This window comes from Tardiphaga sp. GW821-FHT12E02, assembly GCF_058807155.1.
In genome coordinates this window covers 3,045,793-3,072,242 of record NZ_JBXAQK010000001.1, presented here as the reverse complement: position 1 = coordinate 3,072,242, position 26,450 = coordinate 3,045,793, and the positions used below count along the sequence as shown (strand labels likewise).

The following is a 26,450-nucleotide window of genomic DNA, read 5'->3' as shown; positions in this document are numbered from 1 at the left end:
GCGAGACCGTCTTTGCGGTCTTCGCTTCGGCTTGGCTGTCATTCCGGGTTCGCGAAGACGCGCGCCCCGGAATGACGATATCCTATGGCGGCCGCTCCCGCGCAGCCATCCATGCCAGCGCAAGATAGGCGGCCAGAAACGCAGCCTGGACGCCGACCACGATGAGATTGCCGCCATAGATGGTGGGGAACATCAGCTCGATCACCGCCATGGAGACCACGGTGGTGAGCCAGACCACGGCGCCCCAGGGCGTCGCCAGCCAGAGGCCGACGGCGCTGACCAGCTCGATGACGGCGAAATAGACGGTGGCCGACTGCCAGGCCATGGACTGGGCTTCAAAGGCCTCGTCCTCGGTGCCGATGAAGCCGGTGACCTGGGCCCAGTGATACAGGCCTGTCAGCATGGAGACGACCGCCATGACCCGCAGGAACAGCACCAGGCGGCGGGTCCAGACGTTTTCGTCGCTCTCGATGCGCTCGGACGAGATCGCGGCCACGGAGATGGCGTGATCGCGCGAGGCGTCGCGGGGTGTCGGGTCAGACATGCGTTGCCTCGGGCGACAAGGCCCGGCCGTTGAGATGGAACAAGGTGTTTGGCCGATTCATGGGGCTTTTTGTGGCCTGCCCGGCCGGCGAAAGCAATGCGTGGGCGCCTCGCCCATGCACAGGCCTGCAGTGACGCGGCGATGCGAAAATGCTAGAGTTGGAACAAGTCCAGGTTGCAGAGCCGCAGATCAAGCGGTGGTTCAGGAGACGGTATCATGGCGATCAAGTTCGGGCGGCCCATCGAATTGCGCGACGCTGCGCCCCGCTCGTCCGTCTATGACGCCCCCTCGCTCGGTCTCTCCACCCGCCTGCGCCGCAACCGCAAGAGCGAATGGGCGCGCCGGCTGGTGCGCGAAAACACCGTCACCACCGACGACCTGATCTGGCCGCTATTCGTGGTCGAGGGCGACAATGCGCGCACGCCGATCGCATCGATGCCCGGCGTCGAGCGCCTCACCGTGGATCAGGTGGTCCGCGACGCCGAGCGCGCCGTAAAACTCGATATCCCCTGCATCGCGCTGTTCCCCTACACCGATCCGACGCTGCGCGACGAAACCGGCTCCGAGGCCTGGAACGGCAACAACCTCGTCTGCCAGTCGGTGCGCGCCATCAAGAAGGAATTCCCCGATCTCGGCGTGCTCTGCGATGTCGCGCTCGATCCCTATACGAGCCATGGCCATGACGGCCTGCTGCAGAATGGCCGCATCCTCAATGACGAGACCGTGGCCGTGCTGGTGCGTCAGGCGCTGGTGCAGGCGGAAGCCGGCTGCGATGTCATCGCGCCGTCGGACATGATGGACGGCCGCGTCGGCGCCATCCGCGAGGCGCTGGACGACGCCGGTTTCGGCGATGTGCAGATCATGGCTTATGCCGCGAAATACGCGTCGGCCTTCTATGGCCCGTTCCGCGACGCCATCGGCTCGGCCAAGACGCTGAATGGCGACAAGCGCACCTATCAGATGGACTCGGCCAATTCCGACGAGGCGATCCGCGAGGTCGAGCTCGATCTCGCCGAGGGCGCCGACATGGTGATGGTGAAGCCGGGCATGCCCTATCTCGACATCATCCGCCGGGTGAAGGACACGTTTGCGGTGCCGACCTTCGCCTATCAGGTGTCCGGCGAGTATGCGATGATCATGGGCGCCATCAACAATGGCTGGCTCGACCGCGACCGCGTGATCATGGAGAGCCTGGTGGCCTTCAAGCGCGCCGGCGCCGATGGCGTGCTGACATATTTCGCGCCGGAAGCGGCGGAGCGGATCCGCGCGGGGCGGTAAGTGCCGGTATCTGCCCGATGCGTAAGCAACAAGCTGCCGCATACGCTTGCTTGCCAAACGGGCGTCAGTTGCTACGCTGACTGATGCTCCGGTCCATCCAGACACTTCGCGATACGTCCACCGACGCCCGCATTCTTGCGGCGGACGGCGACCAGCTCGCTTTGGTCGGCGGTGGCGACGACTATTACATGCCGTGGCACTGGCATGACTGCCTGATGATCCTGCTGCCGCGGGTCGGCGCCGTCGATTTCCGCGACGAGACCCGATCGGCCGGCACCTGGCTCAGCGAAGACCGCTTCGTCGTGGTGCCGCAGACGCTGTCGCACCAGACCGCTGCACGGCGGACCGGCCATGATCATCTGGCCATCTATGCCACCGACGATCAGCTGGCCGGCATCGAAGCGCGGTTGGGCTCCCTGAGCCGCATCCGGGCCCGGCTCGGCACGCCCACCTTCTTTGCGACATCGCCGGAGATGCGCACCCTGCTCGGCCTGTGCCAGGCCTGCACGCCCGCGGATGTCGCCGCGCAATCGGTCCGCGCCCATATGGTGGCCGCGCTGCTGATCCACTGCCTCAGCCAGATCGAACGCGGCGAACAGCTTTCGGCCTCGACACCGGCAACGCATGGCGATGCGCTGGTCTCCGAGGTGAAGTCCTACATCGCGAACAATCTGGCCGGCGACCTGTCGCTCGACCTGATCGCCGACGCTTTCGGCTTGTCGCGCCGCCATGTCACCCGCTTGTTTCGCGACAAGACCGGCATGACCATCGGCGAGTTTCACGATCACGAACGCATCGACCGCGCGCGCGACCTGCTTGGCACCACCGATCTGCCGGTCGGCGAAGTCGCCTGGCGGGTCGGCCTCGACTCCGGCTCGGCCCTCGCCCGGCTGATGCGGCGCGTCGCCGGCGTCTCGCCGACCGACGCCCGCAAGATGGCCCGATCCGACACGCATTAAGGCCCGCCGGGTCGCGCAGACAGACCGGCCGTTCTCCTACTCTCCAGCGATGGACAGGAGAGGATGAGCGGGATGGCGGATGTTCGGCCCGACGATTTCATCGTGTTTTCGGACGTCACCAAGACGTTCCAGACCGGCACGCAGAGCTATACGGCGATCCGCGACGTTACGCTGTCGATGAAGCGTGGCGATATCACGATGCTGCTCGGGCCGTCGGGATGCGGCAAGTCCACGCTGCTGAACATGACCGCGGGGCTCATCAGCGCCAGCAAGGGCCGCGTCACCTATGGCGGAATTGACGTCAGCGGGCTGAACGGCAAGGTCGCCTATATGACGCAGCAGGATCACCTGCTGCCGTGGCGCACCGTCGCCGGCAATGTTTCCGTCCCACTCGAAGTCGCCGGGCTTCCGAAACGCCAGCGCGAAGCGCGTGTCGCAGAATTGCTCGCGCTTGTCGGCCTGAAGGATTTTGCCACATCCTATCCGAACCAGATCTCGGGCGGCATGCGCAAGCGCTGCGCGCTGGCGCGGCTGCTCGCGGCCGAACGCGAGACGCTGCTGCTCGACGAGCCGTTCGGCGCACTCGATGCGCAATTACGGCTGACACTGCAGGCAGAGCTGCTGCGCATCTGCCGCAAGCTCAACCTGACCGTGATGTTCGTGACCCACGACATCGAGGAAGCCGCAGCCCTCGGCGACCGATGCGCGGTGTTCCAGGGACGCCCGGGCACGATCGCAAAAGTGTTCGACAATCCGCTGCCGAAGGACCGCGATCTTGCGCGCCTGCGCTTCGATCCGCGCCATCACGCCTTCACCAACGAGCTGTGGGCGATGCTCACGCCTGATCTGTCGGCCGCGCCGGCCGAACTTCAGGCATCGGCGTAAGGAGCACGACGATGGAAACGCAACTGTCTTTTCGATCGATCATGCTCGCGCGGATCGCGCTGCTGGTGGCCCTGCTCCTGATCTGGCAATTCGGATCAGTGTGGTCCGGCAGCGAATTCTATGTCTCCACGCCATCCGAAATCGCGCAGAGTTTCTGGCAAATCCTGCGCAGCGGCGAACTGCTGTTCCACGCCTCGATCACCACCATCGAGGCGCTGAGCGGTTTCCTGATCGGCGGCAGTGCCGGCGTGCTGGTCGGTCTCGTGCTCGGGCGATCCCGCATCCTCGCCGATATCCTCGATCCGTTTCTCACCGCCATCTACAGCCTGCCGAAAGTGGCGCTGGCGCCGCTATTCGTGTTGTGGCTCGGCATCGGCATCGAGATGAAGATCGTGCTGGCCGCGGTCACCGTATTCTTCCTGGTGTTCCTCAACACCTATACGGGCGTGCGCAGTGTCAGCCGCGAGCAGCTCACCGTCATCCGCCTGATGGGCGCCTCCGAACATCAGTTGATGACCAAGCTGGTGCTGCCCTCCGCCATCACCTGGGTGTTTGCCGGGCTACGGCTGTCGGTGCCCTATGCACTGATCGGCGCCATCGTCGGCGAGATCATCGCCTCGAACCGCGGCCTCGGTTACCTCATCTCCAACGCCGCCTCCAAATTCGATACGCCCGGTGTGTTCGCTGCGCTGATCGCCATCGTCGTGCTGACGATGCTGCTGAATCTTGCGGTGAAGATTCTCGAACGCGTGCTGATGCCGTGGAAAGCGGCCGAGGAGCATCGCGAAGTCACCGTCTGATCCATCGTCCATCCAGCAACGTCCACTTCACGCATCGGGAGACACGCATGCAGTTTTCACGACGACAGGCGATCGCGCTCGCAGGTCTCGGCGCCACCGGCTTCCTCGCCTCGCCCGCCATCGCGCAGTCCCGGCAGAAGGTCATCCTCGGCCAACCCAGCGAAGGCTTCATCTATCTGCCGATCTATGTGGCGCGCACCAAGGGCTTCTTCGAACAGGAGGGCCTCGATGCCGAGGTCATCACCTTCTCCAAGGGCGGCGCGGAAGCGCTCGCGGCCGTGCTGGGCGGACAGTCGCAGATCTATGTCGGCAGCCCCGGCGTCCAGCTCCGCGCGCAGGAGAAGAAGCAGCCGGTGCAGACCTTTGCGGCGGTGCAGACGCAGTTCGGATCGGACCTGGTGCTGTCGGCGGATGCTGCCAAGAAGATCGATCTCGCGAACCTGAAAGACCCGAAGGCCAAGGCTGCAGCGCTGAAGGGCCTGACAATTGCGGTGGCAGGTCCCGGCAGCCTCACCGATCTGATGGTTCGCCACATCGCCGTCTATGGCGGCCTCAATCCCGACCGCGACATGACGATCACGCCGATCGGCGGCGGCAGCAGCATGCTCGCAGCATTCGGCCAGAAGCGCATCGACGGCTACGCGCTCTCGGCGCCGACATCGACGACGGGCATCGAACGTTTCGGCGGCGCGATGCTGTACGATTTCGCGCGTGGCGAATATCCGCCCTTTGCCGATATCCTGTTCTACACGCTGATCGCCCGCAATGACTGGATCACCGGCAAGCCCGAGCTTGCGCAGAAGGTCGTGCGCGGATTGTGGAAGGGCCTTCGCTACATGAAGTCCAATCCCGACGAGGCGCGCGAGGCGGTGCGGCCGTTCTTCGCCCAGGTGCCGCAGGCTGAATTCGATCTCGCCTGGAAACTGACGCTGCCCTCGTTCCGTGATAATCCGCGGATCGAAGAAGCCGGCATGAAGAAGAACTATGCCTTCCTCGCCGAGGCGGAGCAGAGACCCGTGACCGTTCCCATCGCAGACTCCTATACCAATGCCGTCGTCGATGCCGTCGCGCCGTCGATGAAGTAAGCAGGATATTTTTTATGACCGACGTCAAGCTCGTCAACGTATTCACGCATCAGGGCGCGGGCGGCAATCCGTGCCCCATCGTGGTCGATGCCTCCGCCCTCGCCCCGTCAGACATGCAGCGCATCGCGGCTGACTACGGCCATGAGTCCGGCTTCGTATTGCCGGCTGCGAGCGGCGATGCGGATTATACGTTCCGCTTCTGGGTGCCACGCCATGAGATGGAAATGTGCGGCCACGCCACCATCGGTGCGTTATGGACCATGGCGACGCTGGGGCAGTTGCGATCGCATCAAGTGCGCATCGAGACCCGCAGCGGGCCGGTCACCGGATTCGTCGATATGGCAAATGCTGCCGATCCCTATGTCGAGATCACCCAGCCGGTCGGAAAGGTCGTCGATCTCACACAGGCGCAGGAAGATGCCGTGCTTTCGGCCTTGCGGATCACCCGCAGCGATCTGCTCGACCTGCCGATGCAGAATGCCGTGACATCGCGCGTCAAGACGCTGATCCCGATGAAGAGCGTGGCGCGGCTGAACGATCTGCAGACGATCATGCCGACCACCGAAGCATGCTGCGAGAGCATCGGCTCGACCGGCCTGTATCCCTACGCGGTCGACAGCGAGAGCGAGCGCCGGTTCGAGGCCCGGCAGTTTCCGAAATCGTCGGGCTATCCCGAAGATGCCGCAACAGGCATCGCGGCGGCTGCGCTTGCCTTCGGACTGCTGAAGAACGGACTCGTCACACCCGACAGCGCGCGCATCACCATTCTGCAGGGACGTCCCCTCGGCGCCCTGTCCGAGATCGGTGTGCGTCTCGGCTTTGCCGGCAAAGCGCCCGTGGGTTGCCTCGTCGGCGGGACGACGCAACTGGCAGACCCCAAGCAGCACTAACCACGCAAGCCAAACAGACGAGACGCCATCATGTCAGGCAATGCACCATCATCCGCATTCGAAGCCGCCTATGGATTTGCGCGCAGCGATGTCCTCCTCTCCAACTGGCGACAGGCGCCATGGAATGTGTGGGCGTTCCGCCACGTCTCCGAACTCATCCCGACCGCGCGGATCGCAGCCACGCCGGGACTGACGGAGGATGCCGTCGTCGATCCCCGCGATCTCCTTCGCCTGCCGCTCCCGGTCGGCGGCGACAACATGACGATCGCGGATGGCTTGCACAGCACGTTTACTGATGCGCTCGTCGTGATGAAATCCGGCCGCGTGATTGCCGATTATCACGCACCGAATTTCACGCTGCAGTCGCGGCATATCCTGTTTTCGTCCAGCAAATCGGTCACCGCTGTCGTCGCCGGCATCGTGCATAACGACGGCCTGATCGACCTCGATGCGCCCGTGCCGACATACGTTCCCGAACTCGGCTCATCCGCCTATGCGGATGCCCGCATCCGCGATGTCCTCGACATGCGCGTGAGTCTCGATTTCTCGGAAACCTATCAGGACCCCCGCGGCGATTTTGCGCGCTATCGCCGCGCCGGCCTGCTGGAGCCGGCGGTGCCCGGTGACACACCGGATTCGCTCATCCCCTTCCTGGCCTCGCTGCAGAAGGGCCCCGGCGATCACGGCGGGCCGTTTCACTACTGCTCGCCCAATTCGGATGTGCTGGGCCTCGTGATCGAACGCGCCACCGGCCAGCGCTTCAACGACTTTGTCGCCGAGCGCCTGTGGCAACCGATCGGCGCACGGCAGGATGCCTATATCACGGTGGATGCCACCGGCCTCGCCCGCACCGGCGGCGGCTTCTGCATGACCCCGCGCGACTTCGCCCGGATCGGCGAATTGATGCGGCTGGGCGGCACGCTGGATGGACGCCGCATTCTCTCCGACAACTGGGTGGAGGATACGATCGCGCATGGTTCACCCGAAGCCTGGCGCGCGGGTCCGGGCGTGGAATGGCTGCCCGAGGGCCGGTACAGCAACAAATGGTACCAGACCGGCAATGCCAATGGCGCCTTCTTCACGCTCGGCATCCATGGGCAGATGCTCTATGTGGACCCGGTTGCGGAACTGACGGTCGCCAAATTCTCGTCGCAGCCCGAGCCGGTGAACAACGATCTCAAGCGGCTGAATTTGGCGCTGTTTGACGCACTGGCGAAGCAAGCCTGACCTGTCATTCCGGGCGCGCGACAGCGCGAACCCGGAACGACGGGCGGGACTCCGCAACTCTTGCACCCTCCCCCGATCATCACCACGTGATCACTTGTGATGAGGGAGGAGCCATCCATGTCCGACACCGGTCCGCGTTACGGCAGCCAGCAGGGTGACACCTGGCGCAGCAATGGTGCGCCGCCGCGCACGCATGCGTTCGATCCCTATGCGCAGCCCGACCTGTTCCGCGGCGTGCTGGCGCGGCGCGTGGTGGCGTTCCTGATCGATGTGGTGGTGATCTCGATCCCGATCATTCTTGCCGTAATCTTCATCTCGGTGTTCGGGCTCGTGACCTTCGGCCTTGGCTGGGGCCTGTTTTGGCTGATCTCGCCGGCCACGGTGATCTGGCCCATCGTGTATTACGGCATGTCGCTGGGCGGACCGCATTCCGCCACCTGGGGCATGCGGATGATGGACCTGCAGATGCGCACCTTCTCCGGCACGCCCGGCTATTTCGTGCTGGGCTGCGCGCATGCGGTGCTGTTCTGGGCTTCGGTGTCGCTGCTGACGCCGCTGGTGCTGATCGTGGCCCTGCTCAATGGCCGCCGGCAGTTGCTGCATGACCTTGTGCTGGGAACCGTGGTGGTGAATGCCTCCGTGGCGCGGGCGCAGGTTGGCTACGCCGGCTGAATTTGACATCGATCAATCCGCCGGCGGGATTTTTTAAAGACTCGGCAAATTCATTGACCGTTAGCCCGGTCGGCGCAATGTTATGTCGAACTGCTTCGGAGCCGAAACACGACCCGTGACCCAGCACTCCCGCGACACCCCGCAATTCTACCTGACGGCGCCGTCGCCCTGCCCGTATCTGGCCGGCCGACAGGAGCGCAAGGTCTTTACGCATCTGGTGGGCGAGAAGGCCGGCGATCTCAACGACCTGCTGACCCATGGCGGCTTCCGCCGCAGCCAGTCGATCGCGTACCGACCGGCCTGCGACCAGTGCCGCGCCTGCGTCTCGGTGCGGGTGATTGCCGATGAATTCAAGCCGTCGCGAAACTTCCGCAAGGTGCAGGCGCGCAATGCCGATGTGATCGGCGATCAGCGCAACGCGGTACCGACCTCCGAACAGTATTCCGTCTTCCGCGCCTATCTCGACCAGCGCCACCGCATGGGCGGCATGGCCGACATGACGGTGCTGGACTACGCAATGATGGTGGAGGACTCCCATGTGGAAACCCGCATCATCGAATATCGCCGCCGCGGTCCCGACAGCGGCATCACCGGCCGCGGCGAAGACCTGCTGGCGGTGGCGCTCACCGATGTGCTCAGCGACGGGCTGTCGATGGTCTATTCGTTCTTCGAGCCCGGCGAGGAAGCCCGCTCGCTCGGCACCTTCATGATCCTCGATCACATCGAACGCGCGAAGAAGATGGGCCTGCCCTACGTCTATCTCGGCTACTGGATCGAGGGATCCAAGAAGATGGACTACAAGGGCCGCTACCTGCCGCAGCAACGGCTGGCGCCGTCAGGCTGGCTGCGCGTGGACGAGAATGGCGAGATGGTGGGCGAGCCGCAGGAGTAGTCCTCCGCCCTCATCCTGAAAGTCTGTCTCATAAAGCGATGGGGTATTTTTGGCTGGACTTGCTCGGGACAGTAATCCCAGCTCGCTTCTCCGTCCCTCATCCTGAGGAGCCGCGCAGCGGCGTCTCGAAGGATGGCCACGAGCTCGGAGCCGAGCAATCTCATGGTTCGAGACGCGGCTTACAGCCGCTCCTCACCATGAGGGGCGGAGTTACGCAAAGAAGAAATCCACCACCAGCTTTACATTCAGCGCGATGATCACAACGGCCGTGATCGCCGCCAGCGCCGTGACCCAGCGTGGCGCGATGAACGGGCCCATCTTGCGCTTGCTCGCGGTGAACAGCACCAGCGGCACCACGGCGAATGGCAGCTGCAAACTCAGCACCACCTGGCTGAGAATGAGCAACTGGCCCGTGCCCTTCTCGCCATACCAGATCGTCACCACCACCGCCGGCACGATGGCGATCATGCGGGTGATCATGCGGCGCAGCCAGGGCGGCATCTTCAGCCGCAAAAAGCCCTCCATCACGATCTGGCCGGACAGCGTCGCCGTGATGGTCGAGTTCAGGCCGCAGCAGAGCAGCGCGATGGCGAACAAGGTCGGCGCGAGGCTCGAGCCGAGCAGCGGCGCCAGGAAGGCGTGCGCCTGATCGAGTTCGGCCACATCGGTCTTGCCGGATTTGTGGAAGGTCGCAGCAGCGAGGATCAGGATCGAGGCATTGATGGTCAAGGCGAGACACAGCGCGATGGTCGAGTCCCAGGTGGAGAGCTTGATCGCTTCCTTGCGCTCCGCGACGCTTGCGCCATAGCCGCGCGTCTGTACGAGGCCGGAATGCAGATAGAGATTATGCGGCATCACCGTCGCGCCCAGAATGCCGAGCGCGAGGAACAGCATCTCCTTGTTGGCGACGATCTCGGTGGTCGGCGCGAAGCCGCGGATCACCTGCCCCCAATCGGGATCGGCCATGGCGATCTGGATGGCGAAACAGGCGGCGATGACGCCAAGCAGCGTGACGACAAAAGCCTCGATCCAGCGGAAACCATAGGCCTGCAGCGCAAGAATGAGAAACACGTCGGCTGCGGTGATGATGACGCCGATCTCGAGCGGAATGCCGAACAGGAGATTGAGGCCGATGGCGGTGCCGATGACTTCGGCGAGATCGGTGGCAGTGATCGCGATCTCCGCCGAGATCCACAGCAGCCAGGCCACAGGCTTCGGATAGGCGTCGCGGCAGGCCTGGGCGAGATCCCTGCCCGCGCCGACACCAAGCCGCGAACACAGCGACTGCAGCACGATCGCCATCAGGTTGGAGACCAGCGCCACGGTGAGCAGCGTGTAGCCGAACTTGGAGCCACCGGCGAGCGAGGTGGCCCAGTTGCCGGGATCCATATAGCCGACGGCGACGAGATAGCCGGGGCCGAGAAACGCCACCAGCTTGCGCCAGAACGAGCCGTTTTTCACGGTCCGCACCGAGCCGAACATGCCCGCCAGCGACGGATCACCCCCGCTCGTCCGCCAGCCCGGCAGATCGACGGCCGGCGCGGAGGTGGCGGGGTTCAATGGTTCAGCAGCGACGGCAGGCGATTTGGCATCCATTTCAGCAGGATGGCCGAAAACGCGGCTTATTGCAACTCACTTGCAAGTGCATCTGGAAAAACTGTTCGAACATCGGATTTCGATTCCGATGGGAAGGCCCCTAATTGATGTCCCTTGGGCCCCAATTAACCATCTATCGGCGCGTTAGACGTGTCCCCGATGATATTCGAGCGTCGCGCATAAGTAGGCCGCCGTCCGCAACGCGAGGTCCACGGAGCGCCGCCGAGGCCACCGCCTACTGTGAATTGAGCGCGCAGCTACCACCTCGGCCTCAGGCGAACTACTCCGCCAAACCGAAGGGACGCGACTTCATGATCTTTGCTGGTATTTTCTTAAAATTGCTGGGAGCGGGGCTGCGCTCACCAGGGCGTAGCTAGATCGCCCCTGCCCGCCATCATCCAGAGCGCCGTGCGCCGTCTAATTCATGACTGCGGACGGAGCGCTGCGGGGAGCCCATACGAGTTCATCTCGGCAACGCTCCCTCCACTCCAGCGCGTACTCGTTTTCAGTAGGCGACAGCAGATCAAGAATTCTTTCTGGGCAAAAGCTCGCAGCGGGACCCATGCTCTCTGGAAGGTCCTTGATCTGATATTGGTCCGCCCCTCGCTTGGCATGACGTCGAAGCAGAAGGACCACGGCCTCAACGTTCGACTCTTCGCCTTCAGTGACGGCAACGGCTGCATACGCAATCGCAGCGTACAAGTCGCTTCCCTCACTGGGATACATCTCGATATCGAGAACTTTCCCGTATGTCTGGCCAAGAAGCCCTCTCATCGCTTCGCACACGTCTCCCGAAATACGGATACTCTGATAACCCATTTCCATTCTCCCTGATCCACCGAGCATCGGGAAGCCGGACGCAACCAACAAATTTAAATCGAAGGCGCCGAACTACATTTGCAGGCGTTAACTAGCTTACCGGAGCACCATTGACCAAAAAGGAACAAATTAGGAACATTATAAAAAGTTGGAGATGACGATGCTGTTGGAAATTTTGAAAAAGAGATTTGCGGAAGCCAAGACGTTGGAGATCCAGGCGCGGGGAATTGATGGATACGTCTATTCTTCAGATGACGATTATCGGATGACTTCCTTTGAAACCTTGGAAGCGACCCTAGAGCTGATACCCGAGCTACTCAGCGACCAAACGAAGCCGTATCAGGCGATCAGTCAGCTCTGGTTCGATCACGAGGTCAAAAGTCTCAGCAGACGCGTCGGGTGGGACTTCTTCCCGGAAACCGCCGCCGAGTTTGTTTGGAGGTTGCTGCGCTTGGTTTCGACTTCGATACCTGATCGTTTCACATTGCTGCAGATCGAGCGTTGGGATGCAGAAAATCGCGCGGAAGACCTCGATTTTTGTGACCACGATCCGCCTGTCAGCGGAAACGCGGGGACATAGCTAGAATGACCTCTATTCCAAGACAAACATCGAAAAGTGGGAATGCGAGTACGGTCTTCAGGGGTGGTAGGGGTCGCGGCTGGCAACTGATCCTCGTAGGGCCGATGCGGTGGTGTCATCGCATCGGCTTCAAGTTGGCCGCCAGTTCCGGGTTCGCCCGCTTACGGGACTAACCGGATGGCGGAGGTCGTGATCGAACGGATCGTTTCCGTGTGGTCCGTCGCGTACTCGAGCATCTCGAAAGAGATCTTGAAGTTGCAACCGCGGGATTCGAGCCCTCGGCGCATGGTCGGACAGTTTTGATCGATCAGGTCTTGCAGCCCTTCACCGGCTATAGTCGGCGCCATAACGACCACACGGTTGGATTCGGCAGATTTCAGATGAGCCTGAAATGGAATGCAGCGATAGTCGCCGTCGTCGTGGCGATAACACCCCATATCCCTCATCTCAATGATGCGTCCAAGTAGCGGGCGCGGATTGCGATACAGTTGGTGAGGTCGCGCTCGGACGATGCATATCCCTTTCTCCAGAACTGGCGGCGCAACGTTTCCGCCCCTCCCGCTCACATCAGCCATCCCTGTCAAACCGTCAGGATCGGAGGGATCACACCGCCATTCCCGGCCGGACTGGTCCACAGTGCCAGACTTGCTCGGTGGGATGTCAGGATCCTTCATGAAGTGTCTGCCAGCCTGGAGTTGCTGTTGAGCATTAACTAGTATGTCCGTCCCGCGCACTTTCGTGCCCATATTTCGGCGTCTGCAGCGTCCGCTGCCGGTTTGACTGCGAAAACCTCTCGATGATCAGCATGGTCGCGAGTTGAACCGACCCGCATGGATATTTCTGCGTTCACCATCAGCATGGATCACGATCGGTTAGCGTTGATTGCCGTCGCCATTCCGAGCGCGACGGTCTATCCGCTTCTTGGCTTTGAAATGGGGCGTAGAAATGGATGAAGCAAGACGTCGTGACTTCGAGTTCGCTCTCTTCCCAATCTTGCGGACTGAAAGCGGCGTGCGCTACCTTGCGGAGGCGTCAAAGATTGATGTGGCAGTCGAGACATGGACCAATCAGACGTTATTCCCCCGTCGCGACAAGTTCATTATTGACGTCGTCGGTCAGTGTCGGGACGGCACGATCCTCCATATCGAACAAGAGACCTCGCCCCGCACGGATCTCTCCATCCGCATGCTGGAGTACTCGTCGTTGCTTCTCATTGATCGTGAGCTGCAAGCAAAAGTGATTCAAATTGTATTTTATACTGGAGATGGACGAAAAAAATGGGAAGGAGCGAAGCAGCTCTCATCCGGTGTATTCACGCAGACACATTCGCTTGGTTACCTCCAGTTCAAATACGTCATTGTGGATGCGGGAGCGCCAACATCAGAGCGAATATCCACTACCGGATTTCCTGCGGCTGCTTTGGGTCTGTTGACGCGAAATGAAGAACAAGCCCTAGAGATCGCACGGACGCTGGTCCGAAAAATATTGGGCATCCCGTCTCAAGAGAGGCGCGAAGACGCCATTGTCGCTTGCAAACAGGTAGCCTCTCTTCGGGGGTGGAGCGAGATGTTCAGTCGAGAAATGGATCGGGGGAGAATTTCTGAGATGAGTGCCGACGTTACCGCACGAGCGTATTCCAGAGTGTTCGCCGGACAGTTGCTGTCCGTCTTGAACGGATTGATCAAACGCAATGAACGTATCGAGGAAAACGACATCCAACCGTATTTGAACGAAGACCTCGGACTTATGGAGCTCGAGCGCCTGATCATGTCGGCTCCGACGGCGACTTCGGCGTCAGATTTGCTCGACTCCGCAAACATTGAGGTGCAGACGCGGACTCCCCAATGATGCCAGCAAAGTGAACGAAATAGGTTTGCGCCTGTCAAAAGAATGACGAAAAATTCAAAAGGGCTGCCGAAATCCTTCCCTGCCTAGCTTCACACGTTTATGGGCAGTGGGCTGAAATGGCTTGAAACTCATCGCCGCGGCCGATCCTTAACCGTTGCAATAAGTCGGCTTGGTGTGGGATCAACGCGAAGTTTTTCTATCTTCCAGCGATACCCTAAGATTTGCATTCGAGCGCATCAAAGCAAGGCGCGATTTTCGGTCGCTTCGCTGGGACCGAGTACAAAGAGCTGTAACTCGGACTCTGGCACAGCCAACCCATCAGCATCTGCAAGGTGGTCAAGATGCAAGCGCCTCACGATTGCCGCAACGTTTAGAAGCTCGACGAACTTCGCAAAATCCGAGGCCACACTATCGAGACAGGGGAAACGAATCCCTTTCCCCTGAAGCGGCTTAAGCCCGTCCGTGCGTGACGCTCAGAAAAAGAGCCACGTATTCCCATCGGTCTCCGCGGCAACAGCCACGCCGTTCTCGAGCGCATAGCCCATGGCCTGCTTGATGCCGGACATCAACGGTTTGACGACCGGGCCTGACAGCGAGACAACCATCGTCTCTTTGGATTTCGTGGCAGGCTGGAGCAGGCCCACTTTTTTCGCTTCCAGAACCATGGCGCCGCGGCGGTCACCAATCGTCAACAGGTAGTCGATGTATCCCGAATCGGTCGGAGGCTCGGTAAAGACGGCCTCATGCTGCCACTCCAAGACTTCAAATAGGAAGCGATCCAGCGCCTTGAGGCGCGTGTCGGCTTCGTTGGGGTTCGCGGCAATTGCCGCCGTCAAGGCCGGCTTCAGTTGCAAAAAGCGCTCGTAGGCCTGATCGATTGAGTTGGTCATGGAGCCCCAAATCCTTCCGAACGAAAGGAAAGAGGCAAATAGCGGAAAACCAGCACGAATGCAGCCCTTCTTGAGGCCTTTAGCCACAGCCTACCTGAACAACCCGGTTTGCCAGCCGTAGACCCCAGCCGCTGAGCCGTTCATGCGCATAGCTGTCGAGCAAGCCTTCCTGAGCACCTCCCCTGCGTTGCGACGAGCTTCTAGCCGAGATTTATCCAACAATGGTATTAATGATCATCTCGGCATCTCTCTCAAGACACTCTTACACGAGACAACAATCGTCGGCCGCAAGTGGTTGCGCGCACGGCATACAGCTCCGTAATCTGAGACGATCACGCTCCATGATTTCGCTACTAAGACGCGCGAACCGTAGCGAGGAATCTATCCACTTCGTGCATAAGCCGACAGCTTTCTTTTGACAACGATTGAGCAGACGACAACACCTCCGAGGAAGCTGACCCGGTTTCCGCTGCACCACGCTGCACCTCCAAAATGTTCGATGACACCATTTTTGTCCCCTGTGCCGCCTGCTGTACGTTTTGGGAAATCTCCGAAGTAGCAGCGCCCTGCTCCTCCACCGAAGACGATATCGTCGATGCGATCTCTGCTAGCTTTTCAATAGTACTGCTGATCTCCTTGATCGCACCAACAGACTCTCTGGTAGCGATTTGAATGTTGTTGATTAGCTGAGCTATTTCGCTCGTTGCTTGAGCCGTCTGCTGCGCAAGGGCCTTCACTTCAGACGCGACAACCGCAAATCCGCGACCAGCCTCACCGGCACGAGCGGCCTCAATCGTCGCATTGAGCGCGAGCAAGTTGGTCTGACTTGCAATCGTGTTGATCAGCTCAACAACGTCACCGATACGTGCGGCGGCCCGCAACAGTTGGCCTACACGATCGTCAGTCTCTCGCGCCTGTTCGACCGCCCGACCTGAGAATCGCGCCGACTCTTGTACTTGGTGACCAATTTCATCGATCGACGACGATAGCTGCTTCGCAGCGGACGCTACGGATTGCACACTATTCGATGCCTCCCCCGATGCCACAGTGACAGATCGTGTCAAGTCCTCAGACCGCTCCGCGTTTTCTTTCAAGCTATTGGCTGAAATCTCCAACTTAGCCGAGGCATTTGAAACGGCTCCGACTATCTCTCCTACTGCGCGCTCGAAATCACCGGCCAGCCTGTGGATTAGATCCTTTTTCTCTGCCTCAGATCGCATGAGCTGATCAATATCAACTAGAGAACCACAGGCGCGACGAGGCCGTCCCTTCTCGTCCAGAACAACGCCGCCGGTCGCACGGAACCAGCGGTAGCTGCCGTCTTTGACCTTCAGGCGGTAGTTTACGTCGTATCCGACACCTGTCGAACACGTCAAAGCGTACGCCGCAAAAGTCGCCTCCGCATCGTCCGGATGGAGACGATCTGACCAGGACTGCATAACATTCGGGAACTCCGCTTCCGTTACGAAACCGCATAGACGGCGAAATTCGGAAGACCAAGTCAGGCGCGCCTTTGGGTGCATTGCGTCGCCTTCGTAAAGAATAGCGTCCCACAATCCAATGCCGGAATAGCTCGATAGAGTATCGATCCACTCAGCCTTGCGGCGCAACTCATCGCCCGAAAATATATCTCTGAACATAAATCTCCCTCGCCGCTCCATCCAGGAAGATCAACCGAACTGCCGACTGCTCAAGCCCTTCGGAGCTTCCATTCCGATACGGAGAAATCGCTTCACCACGTCTCCATATACGAATAATTGGATTGCAGTGATTAACCCGAAGTTTCGACCTGAACATCGGCCTCACCAGTTACAGCCTAACCTGCTCCTTCCGGCTCATATTGATCCGACTAACTCTACTTCAAATTCTCGCCTCGCTTCTTCATTGTGATCTACATGCAGCTCACGTCTTCACTTCACTCCGAACTTTCCGAACGCTGATACTGCGTCGGCAAGGATCTTCGAATAGGCATTTCGACATCAATACCGAAAGCTCGCCGTATCGCGGAAACGCAACGCAATACGAGACGCAGACCATCAAAGGCGTCGTTTGGATAAACGGAGCAAACCGTGAGCGTCGCGAGATTAAATAAAGAAACAAGGCCGCGATCGCGGCGCTTGAGTCCGCAGGTGATTTCTACTCGCGCCCCTGCCTCGAGAAGGGTTCACGAACTAGGCGCGGCCTTCGCCAGATTGAAACATTTCCCTTATCAGCGAACACCAGGCGCTGATATCGCCCAACACGACACCGCGGCCAGTAGGCACAATGAGCTTCTTATCCTGAAGCCGTATCGCTCGTCTCCGCACCGTGGCTTTTGGCACCAAAAGAAAATGCGCAATTTCTTGATACGTGATCGGTTTCAACGCAACAAGATCATGTGAAAACACTATGCCAAGGCAGCCGACCGTCAGAAAGACAGCAATCTCTTCAGGCGAAAGACCTTGGCTCGATCGCGCCTTCGCGAAGCAGCCCAGCACCTGATTTGCCCGCTTGGATAGCTCTTGCAACTCCATCGTTATCTCCGATGACGGCTCTATCCGTTCAACGCGCAACATGAACGTGTTCGCAGCATCTTGCGCATCTACGCCCTGGCGCATTGTCCGAAACTTCTTGAGCGACGGCCGGTCCGCACGTCTCTGCACCGCGACAGGTTCGATCAATCATGGCCGTCACTCCCATCACTGTTACGCTTCACTTGCTATCGCGATGAACGTCCTCAACGTAAGACAGATCGAGGTCCTGACCAATATCGAGAATGTGCGCCAATATACGCGGCGGCGTCATTGGCAATTGCTGGATCCCGCGTCCGATAGCGTCTGAAACCGCGCATGCTATTGCCGCTGGCGGGCAAAGAATGGGGGTCTCTCCAGCGCCCTTAACTCCGAAAGGACCAATGGAAGGCGCCCCTTCATAGAGATCGATCTCAATCGGCACTGTATCCAAGGCGAGTGGCACACGATAAGTCTCAAGACTTATTTGCTGGATGCGTCCGTCACGATCGATCGTATGCTCCTCATGCAATGCGTAACCAATACCTTGAGTCACTCCGCCTTGAACTTGCCCATGAATCGCTCGCGGGTTTAAGGCTCTTCCGACATCTTGAACCACCTTGTAGCTCAGTATCTCGACATGACCGGTCTCACTATCCACTGCAACTTCGCAATCGTGGACATTGAAAACAGGAAGATCGATAGCATCAATAAAGTGGCCCGCCGCGCAGCCCGGCATGGACGCGACGCCAGGATTTGTGAACGAGCCGCTGCCGACGACAGGTCCAGAAACTGCGTAAGCGCTTTGCACAACCTGGCCAATAGTCATTCCAGATCCAGCAACTCCAACAATCTCTACTCGTCCATTCCGCAGAACAAGGTTCTCAGTTGAAGACTGAAGAAGCTCGCTGGCGGTTTCCAGCACCTTTTGACGCACGACAGCCGCTGCCGCCCTGCTTGCTGCACCCACCGAGACCGTCGTCCTTCCTCCCCCCACACCCAAGTCGAAGCCAGCCGCATCAGTATCCGCGAATTTCACGATCACCTGATCCGGATGCAAGCCGAGTTCATGCGCTACGATTTGCGGCAGAGCCTGAACCATGGTGCCCTGCCCCAGCTCGACGCCCGCCGTAATAAGCGTCGCACTGCCGTCAGCATTCAAGTTCACAGTCGCAGTTGAGGGACCGACAAAGATAAACCAAGTGCCAACAACCGTTGCCCGTCCGTATAACCGTTCGCCAGCAAGATCCTTCTTCGATCCTGATGCCTCTCTCATCCTCTCCATGCGATCCAGCATGGGTCCGAGAACATCGCCTTCGAAGACTTGCCCGGTCGCACCCAAGTCTCCGTGGCCTAAAACATTTCGACGCCTGAACTCGATCTTATCCATCGCGATCGCTTCGCAGATTTCATCGGTATGGCGCTCCAGGGCAAATGTGTTGTAGACCCCGTTGCACGCTCGAAATGCGCCGTTCGGAGGCGTATTCGTGTAGACGGCACGACTTGCCAGCTTGACCGAACCCAAGCGATAGTTTCCCATCAGCGTATGAGCGGTCATGGTTGTAAGGAAGATCTGCTCGCCTCCGTAAGCGCCGCAATCCATAAGCACCGTCGCTTCGCGCCCAACAATCGTACCGTCCCGTGTGACGGCAGAGCGGATCTTGACGTCGGCGTTCTCGCGACAGAGGCAGGTGCACATCTCTTCCTGTCGGGAATAAACGAGGCGCACAGGACGGCCCGACTTCCTGGCCAGGATCGCTGCATATGGCTCTACAGTGCAATCGAACTTTTGACCAAACGCACCGCCCACCGGCGGCACAGTGACATGAACTTGAGATGCCGGTATGTCCAACACCTTGGCTGTCATATTCCGGACCGTCCAAGGAACTTGCGTCGAGGTTTCGATGTGGTACCTGCCATCTTCAAATTTCGCGATGACTGCTCGCGCTTCGAGCGATACGTGGTTCTGACGCCCTACTCGGAATTCACTTTCGACAATTATAACATCGTCTCGCGCAAATGCGGCGTTCGTATCACCGCGAACGACAGTCGCTTCCCAGGCAATATTTCCCCGACGGTTGCCACCTTCAAACAGAACTTCGTAATCCTTGTAATTCGGGTGTACGAGCGGAGCATCGGGCGCTAATGCCTCTTGCATGGTAAGAACTGGCTCGATTCTCTCCAGCTCAACCTCGATCGCAGCAGCTGCTGCCTTTGCTTGCTCGTACGTATCGGCAGCGACTGCGGCAATCTGCTCACCATGAAAGCGTATCATGCCGGACGCGAAGAGCGGATGATCCGCAATTCCTATCCCGTGCATCCCAGGAGCATCCTCACTAGTAGCGATTGCTCGGACGCCTGGCATTTTCCGTGCGCGCGTCGTGTCGATCCTGAGGATACGAGCGGCCGCTACGTCCGCGCGCCGGACGACCGCGTGGAGCATTCTCGGATAACTGCGATCAACGGTATACTGCGTTCGGCCGAGCAGTTTATCCCGCGCGTCACGCCGAGGAAGATTCATTGTCACAGTCGACGGATCGAGGCCGGTCATTTGTCACCGCTGCTTCACTAGCGCAATTACCGCATCAACCAGGCGTTCGTACCCGGTGCATCGGCATACATTTCCAGTAAGTGCCGCCTGCACCTCGCGCTTCGTTGCAAGCGGATTCTCAGCCAGAAAGCTTGTGAGTATCATCAGCATTCCGGGAAAACACATCCCACATTGGACAACATCATGTTCTTCGAACGTGCGTTGAAGCGGCGATAACTCTCCACCGCTGGCGACCGATTCAATAGTGCACACTTCACGGTCAGCCACCGCTCCCACGGGAATCAGGCAGGACGCCATTGGTCGACCATTGATATGGACAGTGCACGCACCGCAGATTCCTTCGCGACAGACGACTTTAGTGCCAGTCAACCCGAATTCATCACGCAACACATCCACAAGTGGCGTCATCGGATGTTGGGCTGAAGATCTTTGCTCTCCATCGACCACAATATCAGTTCGCAGCATACGGCGCCCCTCGACACATCTCACGCAAGCAGGTTTGAAACTGCGCGCCGGACCAGCGCTGGCAACACCTCAACACGGTACCATTGAGGAACTTCGACGCTGTCTCGACCGACAAATTGCGATCGGCACAGCTTCGCCATTTCGTATGCGGACTGCGCATTGAGCGCTTTACCGATCAATAATTCTTCAAGAGAGAACCAGCGCCGCGCAGATTGCTCGACCGAACCGACGGCTATTCGACAATCATCGACTTTTTGATCGGCCGACAAGCTCACAGCCATGCTGACGATCGCAACCGGGTAATCCCCAGCAACCCGGAGAGGCAACCTCACATGTGTGGTCCGCCAACTTCTTCGCGGGACGTTGACATTTAAAAGCAAGTAGCGCGAAAGCGAAGGGCGCCTCTCGATAAACTCAGCAAGTCCGATGCGCTCGCTTCCAGATTCCGATTGAATATCGACCGTCGCGTCCAAGCAGAGTAGAGCGGGTGTAAAGTCGGATGCAGCAAACTGCCAAGCCGAAAGGTTCCCCCCGAGAGTTGCCATCTCCCTGATCGATAAGTTCGCGGCACTCACGGCGGCGGTCGCTATGCCTTTATAGTCCGCGATGGTCCGGAGAGCTTCAAAGCATCTGGCGTGGGTGACCGCAGCTCCGATGCGGAGTTCATTGTCTTTTAGCTTAAGAATTTGCAGTTCGGGAATCTTCGAAATGCTTATGTAACGCGAGCGCGGCGCCTCGCCTCGAATGGGCCCGCGCATGACCCACGTCCCGCCCGCCAAGATAGACGCGGCTTCCGCCGTGCTGCTCAATGCAGATACCGCATCGCGCACGGTTCGTGCTGCTACGAACTCTGCGTTATTATATGTTTGCAAGGGAATTGCTCGTGGCTGGCAGCTGCGGATAAATCCCGACGCACTCTCTTTGATAGTTGGTTTCGGTGAGCCGAGATGTAAGCTTGGTCACCTCATGCTCAACCTGAAGGATTTCCGCAAGAATGGAAATCGAAATGCTTTGCGCAGTCTTTGCACCAGCGAATAGCCCGCACGGTCCCTTGATCCGGTCAATGTCCGCGGACGCGAAGCCCTGCTCGCGAAGCATGAGCGTTCTAGCTTGGTGCGTTTTGCGGCTTCCCATTGCTCCGATATAGAAAGCGGGCGTCGCGAGGGCCGATCCGATTAGCTCCTGTTCCCATAGGTGATCGTGAAACATGAAAACGATCGCCGTCCAGATGTCGGCATCGAACGAAGTCTGACACCCACTCCCCCGCAGTTCTGCGGCCGTTGCGCCGCACGCTCGGGCGGACAACCGAGTTTGATTGTCGGGCGAGTGCAACACAAGTTCGTAACCCGCCTGGACACCGTAGTGGCAGAGCATCACAGCTGCAGGGCCCACGCCAGCGACGAAGAGCCGGGTTCTCGGAACATAGTGGCGCATCAGTTCCGTCGAATTAGCTGCGCCATTCAGCCTTATGCGGAGGGCTGCGCATCGTCGGCTCTTCAGCCGTTCAACCACCGCACCTATTTCACCCGACGTTACATCGACATCAAAGTTCAACTCGATTGCGCTTCCACAGGGCAGTCTGACATCCATGTATTTCGAACCGCGACCGTATCGAATGCACCGTGTCTCCCCTTTCTCTATTGCATCCAGTGCTTCCGCCACGATCGCGCTTTCGATGCATCCGCCGGAGAGATATCCGATCCATTCACCGCTTTCTGCGACAACCATTTGATCGCCTAGCGACCTTGGGGACGATCCATCGATCATGACCACCGTTACCAGCGCAATGCGTTCGCCAGCCACAAGCTTTGCGTATGCAAAATCAAGCACGTGATCGACATACGCTGCCAGTTGACCCGCCATGTTCATGATCGTTATCGCCGCCTATGGCCGTAGTTTTAGTAATGCCCGCGATTTCCCCCGCCGTTATCGACGGGTGACGAGGATCAGGACCAGTACGCGACGCTACGGCGCTCGAAACCTTCGCGAAACTGATCGGTCGTCTTGGGAAGAACGTCTCCTGTCTCCCAATCCAGAATAACCGCATAACGCCGCACGGCGTCGAGCGAGTTTATCGCACCGGCCTTGTAAAGCTGCGACACCTGCTCTGGATCGCAGCGCGCCCAGTCCTTTCGATTGGAGCGAATCTCGGCACGGCATGCTGCCGTGGCGACCTCGTCAACTTCGAACAGGCAGACGTCACGATCGATTTCCCGAACTACGACGCCGTAGTCAGTTTTCGCACGCTCGATCGAAACATAATCGTCAATGACGTCGTCAAGCACGTGCTTCGCATCCCGCTGCAAAGGATCACCGAATCCACCTCCGCCCGCGGTCGGTCGAGCGAATTGATCGCCCGTGTGTACCGGGTAATCAGAGAATACAGACCCCAGCCAATTCGCCCTATCTTCACCTGCACGTTGGATGGTCAGTCCATGAGGCATCGATGGAAGACCACCATCGACGCCCCAAACCACAGCTCGCTCCCGATCACAGATATAGGACATCACTGCCCCCTCCGATTCCAGCAGCACAGAGGTCTTTTGTACCCCCGTGCCTCCACGCCATTTACCTGGGCCAGCCGAATCTCTAAGGATCTGGAATTCAAGCGTGCGAGTGGGATTGACCCGCTCGTTACCTTCGTTCGGTTGCGACATCAATCCCGTGCCGAAGCAGGCCGTAGTGACGTCGGCCCCATCTTTTCCGTTGCGGCCACCCCAGCCACCGGGGAGCCATTCATAGAACATGAATATCGGTTTATCGGCTTTGCGCGCGTCGCGTCCGCCCGCGAGCAGATATTCAAGGTTGAACGCACACGCGATGGCTCTCTCTGGAATGATCTTCGACCACATCTCGAAGATCGCGTTCATGATCTTCTCGAACGGCATGAGAAACCCCGTGACCGCCACGGGCCATTCCGCGCTCACCACCGAGTTTTTTGGAGCGGTGACCTTGATCATCCGATAGAAGCCGCTGTTCAGCGGCAAATCTGGAAAGAACGTTTTCGTCCCCGCAACGACCGCAGAGAAAGTCGCACCGGGCGCCGAGTTGTACATGGAAGCAATGGTCGAATGACTCCCGGTGAAGTCATAGTGTATCTCGTCACCCGCGATCGTCATTTTGATCTGGATAGGGATCATACCTTCCCCCCCTGCGGGATCACGATCGATATAGTCTACGGTCTCCCAAGTCCCATCCGGAAGCTCGGAAATACGCTTACGAGCAGCACGTTCAACGTAATCTTGCACCTCTCGCATGCCGCGCGTCACTTGATCGCGGCCATACTTCTGAACGAGTCTAAGAATCTCACGTTCGGCGACCAGGGTTGCCTGCGCTTGCGAATGGATATCGCCGATAATCGACGCCGGGTCACGCGTTTGTGCTGCGATCAAGTTCGCAACGTCCGAACAGAAGCGCCCACGGTGGAACAACCGGACTGGCGTGATCCGCATGCCTTCCCGGAACATATCTCGAGCGGAGACATCGAAAGAGCCCGGGACCGATCCGCCAAGATCGGACCAGTGACCATTTGACTGCGAAAAGCCGATCAGCTCGTCGCCGTCGAATATTGGTCGCACCAGGCGCACATCCGAAAAGTGCGTGCCACCAGCATATGGGTCGTTGATGGCATAGACGTCTCCCGCTTCCATCTGTCCGTCGAATGCCTGAATGACAGCCTTGCACGTATTGTGAAGCGTACCGACATGCACGGCGATGTCGTAGTTCCCCTGCGCAACTGCGTTTCCATCCGCGTCGTGGAGACCATTGGAGAAGTCACGGTTGTAGATGACGAAGGAGTAACATGTGCGAAGCATCTGCTCCGCCATCTGGTCAACTGAGGTAATGAATGAATTTTTCAGAACCTCAAAGGTTACGGGGTCGAGGCTCTGAACCGTATCGTTGATCTTCAACATGGATTAGCTCTTCGTTTCGATAAGGATGTTCATGAAGGCATCGACAGAGCCCGACATATCGGGGGGGATCACCGTCGTTGAGTCGAATTGCTCGACGACAGCCGGACCGTGAAGCACGGCACCGGCAGTGAGCCGCTCGCGTTGATAGATTGCCGCCTCGAACGCCTTTCCGTCGAACCACACACTGCGGGTGCCGATCGGCTCAGCAACGTGCGGTCGTACTTCGTATCTCGGTAGCTCCGCCTTCGGGACGATTCCGACGGCCTTGACGGCAATCCGGAAGATTGAAACCGGAGCCTCGTCTCGACGGAAATTGAATTCACGCTCATGCTCGGCGTGAAATGCATCAACCAATGTATCGATGCTGTTTATCGGGCTCGGCGCCGAGACTGCTAACGATCGCCACTGCCCCTGATACATCATTTCTACGGTGCGGTTCAGCGCCATATCACCGGGAGCGACGCCTTCATGATCCAGTCGCTGGAAAGCCTGCTCCTCCAAGTTCCGGAACGCAGCTTCGATTTCCTTCGCCGAGGCTTCTGCCGCCTCAGCCATATAACTGTCGGAGAAGTCGTGCTGCACGTCGACCAACAAGCATCCCAACGCCGAGGTCACACCTGGATTCGGTGGAATGATCACAGTCGGAATTGAAAGTTCCTTCGCTACCGCGGCACCATGCAAAGCCCCAGCCCCACCGAAGGCAACGAGTGCAAAATCTCGAGGGTCGTATCCGCGGCTGATCGAGAGCAGTCGCACGGCGTTCGCCATATTTGCGTTTGCGACCGATACGATAGCTTCCGCGGCTGCGTGCAAGCTCATGTTGAACGGATCTGCGACCGTTTCGAGCACCGCATCTGCGGCCAGTCCGGCATCAAGGGTAATCTTGCCACCGGCAAGGCTGCTGCCAAGCCGTCCTAAGACCACGTTTGCATCGGTATTGGTGGCTGTCCGGTTCCCGTTCTTGTAGCAGGCCGGACCAGGATATGCGCCCGCCGACTGAGGCCCATTGCGGAGTGATCCCCCTTCGTCTTTCCAAGCAAGCGATCCGCCGCCCGCTCCGATGGTCAGGACTTCGATCGACGGAAAGCGAATGGGATAACCATACTCGATGTACCAATCCTTGGTGACCCGGGACTCACCTCCGTAAGCCAACGAGACGTCAGTACTCGTGCCGCCCATATCGAAGCCGATCGAGTTTGGGAAACCGCACAAATTTCCAATGAACCGGCTCGCAATGGCTCCCGCGGCAATGCCGGATCCGGCCAAACGGGCGGAAAACTCCTTCACGCTGGATGGCGTCATGACCCCGCCACCCGAATGGAGCAACAGCAGATCGCGTTGGTAGCCCGCGCTGGCTAGTTTGTCGCTGAGCCGCGAGACGTAATCAACGACAACAGGCGCACAAACCGCGTTGGCCATGGTTGTCGAGAATCGTTCGTGCTCGAAAATTTCGGGCATGATCTCCGAAGAAATCGAGACAGGCACATCGGGAAGCACCTCTTTCAGAATCTCACGCATCCGGCGCTCATTTGCCCCGTTGACGTAGGAATTCATGAAACATACGGCGATAGACTTCACGTCGCGCTTCTTCAGAACCGCGGCGACATGCCGGGCCCCCTCCTCATCCAACGCTTGCAGAACGGCGCCGGTCGCGTCGATTCGCTCACTGACGGTCAAACGGTCCCGTCGGGGAATATACGGCTTAGCGACGTCCTTATAGGCATCCCACAGATCTTCTTTGTTAGCGCGGCGTATTTCGACGACATCGCGAAATCCTTCGGTGCACACCATCGCCGCGCGTGGCAGGCGTCGCGTGATCAGAGCGTTGGTTGCAACCGTTGTTCCATGCGAGAACATGCTCACTTGCGAAAGATCGATCTTCGCTTGCTCGACACCAGTCAAGATTGCCAACATGGGATCATGCGGGGTCGATGACGTTTTCTCGATCCGGATCCCACCGGTCTCTTCATCCATGATGCAGATGTCAGTGAAGGTTCCTCCAACATCTACCGCGACACGTGTTTTACTCATGATCATTCCTGGATTTTTGGCGTGCATGAACGATC

The 26,450-nt window shown here is 59.1% G+C and carries 25 protein-coding genes; 12 read left to right on the top strand and 13 right to left on the bottom strand.

The window, feature by feature from the left end:
- Nucleotides 1-82: 82 nt before the first annotated feature.
- Nucleotides 83-544: a DUF6163 family protein gene (locus AC1RQ5_RS14340; RefSeq protein ID WP_398475277.1), complete on the bottom strand. Its 462-nt coding sequence runs from the start codon at nucleotides 542-544 to the stop codon at nucleotides 83-85.
- A 216-nt stretch (nucleotides 545-760) separates the two neighbouring features.
- On the opposite strand from AC1RQ5_RS14340, the gene hemB reads away from it, so the two are divergent.
- From hemB to AC1RQ5_RS14295, 9 genes are all read left to right on the top strand, one after another.
- Nucleotides 761-1,822: a porphobilinogen synthase gene (hemB, locus tag AC1RQ5_RS14335; RefSeq protein ID WP_398475279.1), complete on the top strand. Its 1,062-nt coding sequence runs from the start codon at nucleotides 761-763 to the stop codon at nucleotides 1,820-1,822.
- Nucleotides 1,823-1,905: 83 nt separating this feature from the next.
- Nucleotides 1,906-2,781 (top strand): helix-turn-helix domain-containing protein, encoded by an 876-nt coding sequence (locus AC1RQ5_RS14330; protein ID WP_493199792.1) that lies wholly within the window; start codon nucleotides 1,906-1,908, stop codon nucleotides 2,779-2,781.
- 72 nt (nucleotides 2,782-2,853) lie between these two features.
- Nucleotides 2,854-3,666, top strand: coding sequence for an ABC transporter ATP-binding protein (locus AC1RQ5_RS14325; protein ID WP_493199791.1), 813 nt, complete (start codon nucleotides 2,854-2,856; stop codon nucleotides 3,664-3,666).
- A gap of 11 nt (nucleotides 3,667-3,677) precedes the next feature.
- On the top strand, nucleotides 3,678-4,466 hold the full coding sequence (locus AC1RQ5_RS14320; RefSeq protein ID WP_493199789.1) for an ABC transporter permease: 789 nt from the start codon (nucleotides 3,678-3,680) through the stop codon (nucleotides 4,464-4,466).
- A 47-nt stretch (nucleotides 4,467-4,513) separates the two neighbouring features.
- Complete coding sequence (locus tag AC1RQ5_RS14315; RefSeq protein ID WP_493199787.1) at nucleotides 4,514-5,551, top strand: ABC transporter substrate-binding protein; 1,038 nt, start codon at nucleotides 4,514-4,516, stop codon at nucleotides 5,549-5,551.
- A gap of 14 nt (nucleotides 5,552-5,565) precedes the next feature.
- A complete protein-coding gene (locus AC1RQ5_RS14310) occupies nucleotides 5,566-6,441 on the top strand; it encodes a PhzF family phenazine biosynthesis protein (RefSeq protein ID WP_493199785.1) in 876 nt (291 codons plus the stop codon).
- 30 nt (nucleotides 6,442-6,471) lie between these two features.
- On the top strand, nucleotides 6,472-7,668 hold the full coding sequence (locus AC1RQ5_RS14305) for a serine hydrolase domain-containing protein (protein ID WP_493199783.1): 1,197 nt from the start codon (nucleotides 6,472-6,474) through the stop codon (nucleotides 7,666-7,668).
- Nucleotides 7,669-7,785: 117 nt separating this feature from the next.
- Nucleotides 7,786-8,340 carry an RDD family protein gene (locus AC1RQ5_RS14300; RefSeq protein ID WP_493199781.1) on the top strand — a complete coding sequence of 185 codons (555 nt, stop codon included), beginning with the start codon at nucleotides 7,786-7,788 and terminating at the stop codon, nucleotides 8,338-8,340.
- 115 nt (nucleotides 8,341-8,455) lie between these two features.
- On the top strand, nucleotides 8,456-9,232 hold the full coding sequence (locus AC1RQ5_RS14295) for an arginyltransferase (RefSeq protein WP_493199779.1): 777 nt from the start codon (nucleotides 8,456-8,458) through the stop codon (nucleotides 9,230-9,232).
- 210 nt (nucleotides 9,233-9,442) lie between these two features.
- On the opposite strand, the gene AC1RQ5_RS14290 is transcribed toward AC1RQ5_RS14295, so the two are convergent.
- Complete coding sequence (locus AC1RQ5_RS14290) at nucleotides 9,443-10,828, bottom strand: Nramp family divalent metal transporter (RefSeq protein ID WP_493199777.1); 1,386 nt, start codon at nucleotides 10,826-10,828, stop codon at nucleotides 9,443-9,445.
- Between the two features lie 417 nt (nucleotides 10,829-11,245).
- Entirely contained in the window at nucleotides 11,246-11,647 is a 402-nt protein-coding gene (locus AC1RQ5_RS14285; protein ID WP_493199775.1) for a hypothetical protein, read from the bottom strand.
- 160 nt (nucleotides 11,648-11,807) lie between these two features.
- Here AC1RQ5_RS14285 and AC1RQ5_RS14280 point away from each other — a divergent pair, with 160 nt between their 5' ends.
- Entirely contained in the window at nucleotides 11,808-12,227 is a 420-nt protein-coding gene (locus AC1RQ5_RS14280; protein WP_493199773.1) for a hypothetical protein, read from the top strand.
- Nucleotides 12,228-12,388: 161 nt separating this feature from the next.
- On the opposite strand, the gene AC1RQ5_RS14275 is transcribed toward AC1RQ5_RS14280, so the two are convergent.
- A complete protein-coding gene (locus AC1RQ5_RS14275) occupies nucleotides 12,389-12,901 on the bottom strand; it encodes a hypothetical protein (RefSeq protein WP_493199771.1) in 513 nt (170 codons plus the stop codon).
- Nucleotides 12,902-13,057: 156 nt separating this feature from the next.
- Between AC1RQ5_RS14275 and AC1RQ5_RS14270 the strand changes: the two genes are divergently transcribed.
- Nucleotides 13,058-13,180 (top strand): hypothetical protein, encoded by a 123-nt coding sequence (locus AC1RQ5_RS14270; RefSeq protein WP_493199769.1) that lies wholly within the window; start codon nucleotides 13,058-13,060, stop codon nucleotides 13,178-13,180.
- Entirely contained in the window at nucleotides 13,173-14,075 is a 903-nt protein-coding gene (locus AC1RQ5_RS14265; RefSeq protein ID WP_493199767.1) for an RpnC/YadD family protein, read from the top strand. The genes AC1RQ5_RS14270 and AC1RQ5_RS14265 overlap by 8 nt, the downstream gene beginning before the upstream one ends.
- A gap of 473 nt (nucleotides 14,076-14,548) precedes the next feature.
- Here the strand turns inward: AC1RQ5_RS14265 and AC1RQ5_RS14260 are convergent, their stop codons facing one another.
- The 9 genes from AC1RQ5_RS14260 to AC1RQ5_RS14220 all read right to left on the bottom strand — a co-directional run bounded on the left by AC1RQ5_RS14260 (nucleotide 14,549) and on the right by AC1RQ5_RS14220 (nucleotide 26,415).
- On the bottom strand, nucleotides 14,549-14,965 hold the full coding sequence (locus tag AC1RQ5_RS14260) for a hypothetical protein (RefSeq protein ID WP_493199765.1): 417 nt from the start codon (nucleotides 14,963-14,965) through the stop codon (nucleotides 14,549-14,551).
- 353 nt (nucleotides 14,966-15,318) lie between these two features.
- Nucleotides 15,319-16,488 (bottom strand): methyl-accepting chemotaxis protein, encoded by a 1,170-nt coding sequence (locus AC1RQ5_RS14255; protein WP_493203431.1) that lies wholly within the window; start codon nucleotides 16,486-16,488, stop codon nucleotides 15,319-15,321.
- A gap of 648 nt (nucleotides 16,489-17,136) precedes the next feature.
- Nucleotides 17,137-17,625, bottom strand: a complete 489-nt coding sequence (locus AC1RQ5_RS14250) for a hypothetical protein (RefSeq protein WP_493199763.1) — start codon at nucleotides 17,623-17,625, stop codon at nucleotides 17,137-17,139.
- 31 nt (nucleotides 17,626-17,656) lie between these two features.
- Nucleotides 17,657-20,005 carry a xanthine dehydrogenase family protein molybdopterin-binding subunit gene (locus tag AC1RQ5_RS14245; protein WP_493199761.1) on the bottom strand — a complete coding sequence of 783 codons (2,349 nt, stop codon included), beginning with the start codon at nucleotides 20,003-20,005 and terminating at the stop codon, nucleotides 17,657-17,659.
- Nucleotides 20,006-20,008: 3 nt separating this feature from the next.
- Complete coding sequence (locus AC1RQ5_RS14240; protein ID WP_493199759.1) at nucleotides 20,009-20,470, bottom strand: (2Fe-2S)-binding protein; 462 nt, start codon at nucleotides 20,468-20,470, stop codon at nucleotides 20,009-20,011.
- A gap of 20 nt (nucleotides 20,471-20,490) precedes the next feature.
- Nucleotides 20,491-21,342 carry an FAD binding domain-containing protein gene (locus AC1RQ5_RS14235; RefSeq protein WP_493199757.1) on the bottom strand — a complete coding sequence of 284 codons (852 nt, stop codon included), beginning with the start codon at nucleotides 21,340-21,342 and terminating at the stop codon, nucleotides 20,491-20,493.
- Nucleotides 21,329-22,339, bottom strand: a complete 1,011-nt coding sequence (locus tag AC1RQ5_RS14230) for an XdhC family protein (RefSeq protein WP_493199755.1) — start codon at nucleotides 22,337-22,339, stop codon at nucleotides 21,329-21,331. Before AC1RQ5_RS14230 ends, AC1RQ5_RS14235 begins: the two co-directional genes overlap by 14 nt.
- 77 nt (nucleotides 22,340-22,416) lie before the next feature.
- Nucleotides 22,417-24,384, bottom strand: coding sequence for a hydantoinase B/oxoprolinase family protein (locus AC1RQ5_RS14225; RefSeq protein WP_493199753.1), 1,968 nt, complete (start codon nucleotides 24,382-24,384; stop codon nucleotides 22,417-22,419).
- Nucleotides 24,385-24,387: 3 nt separating this feature from the next.
- Nucleotides 24,388-26,415: a hydantoinase/oxoprolinase family protein gene (locus AC1RQ5_RS14220; RefSeq protein ID WP_493199751.1), complete on the bottom strand. Its 2,028-nt coding sequence runs from the start codon at nucleotides 26,413-26,415 to the stop codon at nucleotides 24,388-24,390.
- Nucleotides 26,416-26,450 lie beyond the last annotated feature (35 nt).

Bases quoted from the DNA above. Each gene is read 5' to 3' on its own strand.
- AC1RQ5_RS14340 (WP_398475277.1), bottom strand. From the start codon at position 544: ATGTCTGACCCGACACCCCGCGACGCCTCGCGCGATCACGCCATCTCC.
- hemB (WP_398475279.1), top strand. From the start codon at position 761: ATGGCGATCAAGTTCGGGCGGCCCATCGAATTGCGCGACGCTGCGCCC.
- AC1RQ5_RS14330 (WP_493199792.1), top strand. From the start codon at position 1,906: ATGCTCCGGTCCATCCAGACACTTCGCGATACGTCCACCGACGCCCGC.
- AC1RQ5_RS14325 (WP_493199791.1), top strand. From the start codon at position 2,854: ATGGCGGATGTTCGGCCCGACGATTTCATCGTGTTTTCGGACGTCACC.
- AC1RQ5_RS14320 (WP_493199789.1), top strand. From the start codon at position 3,678: ATGGAAACGCAACTGTCTTTTCGATCGATCATGCTCGCGCGGATCGCG.
- AC1RQ5_RS14315 (WP_493199787.1), top strand. From the start codon at position 4,514: ATGCAGTTTTCACGACGACAGGCGATCGCGCTCGCAGGTCTCGGCGCC.
- AC1RQ5_RS14310 (WP_493199785.1), top strand. From the start codon at position 5,566: ATGACCGACGTCAAGCTCGTCAACGTATTCACGCATCAGGGCGCGGGC.
- AC1RQ5_RS14305 (WP_493199783.1), top strand. From the start codon at position 6,472: ATGTCAGGCAATGCACCATCATCCGCATTCGAAGCCGCCTATGGATTT.
- AC1RQ5_RS14300 (WP_493199781.1), top strand. From the start codon at position 7,786: ATGTCCGACACCGGTCCGCGTTACGGCAGCCAGCAGGGTGACACCTGG.
- AC1RQ5_RS14290 (WP_493199777.1), bottom strand. From the start codon at position 10,828: ATGGATGCCAAATCGCCTGCCGTCGCTGCTGAACCATTGAACCCCGCC.
- AC1RQ5_RS14285 (WP_493199775.1), bottom strand. From the start codon at position 11,647: ATGGGTTATCAGAGTATCCGTATTTCGGGAGACGTGTGCGAAGCGATG.
- AC1RQ5_RS14280 (WP_493199773.1), top strand. From the start codon at position 11,808: ATGCTGTTGGAAATTTTGAAAAAGAGATTTGCGGAAGCCAAGACGTTG.
- AC1RQ5_RS14275 (WP_493199771.1), bottom strand. From the start codon at position 12,901: ATGAAGGATCCTGACATCCCACCGAGCAAGTCTGGCACTGTGGACCAG.
- AC1RQ5_RS14270 (WP_493199769.1), top strand. From the start codon at position 13,058: ATGGATATTTCTGCGTTCACCATCAGCATGGATCACGATCGGTTAGCG.
- AC1RQ5_RS14265 (WP_493199767.1), top strand. From the start codon at position 13,173: ATGGATGAAGCAAGACGTCGTGACTTCGAGTTCGCTCTCTTCCCAATC.
- AC1RQ5_RS14260 (WP_493199765.1), bottom strand. From the start codon at position 14,965: ATGACCAACTCAATCGATCAGGCCTACGAGCGCTTTTTGCAACTGAAG.
- AC1RQ5_RS14255 (WP_493203431.1), bottom strand. From the start codon at position 16,488: ATGCACCCAAAGGCGCGCCTGACTTGGTCTTCCGAATTTCGCCGTCTA.
- AC1RQ5_RS14245 (WP_493199761.1), bottom strand. From the start codon at position 20,005: ATGACCGGCCTCGATCCGTCGACTGTGACAATGAATCTTCCTCGGCGT.
- AC1RQ5_RS14240 (WP_493199759.1), bottom strand. From the start codon at position 20,470: ATGCTGCGAACTGATATTGTGGTCGATGGAGAGCAAAGATCTTCAGCC.
- AC1RQ5_RS14230 (WP_493199755.1), bottom strand. From the start codon at position 22,339: ATGAACATGGCGGGTCAACTGGCAGCGTATGTCGATCACGTGCTTGAT.
- AC1RQ5_RS14225 (WP_493199753.1), bottom strand. From the start codon at position 24,384: ATGTTGAAGATCAACGATACGGTTCAGAGCCTCGACCCCGTAACCTTT.
- AC1RQ5_RS14220 (WP_493199751.1), bottom strand. From the start codon at position 26,415: ATGAGTAAAACACGTGTCGCGGTAGATGTTGGAGGAACCTTCACTGAC.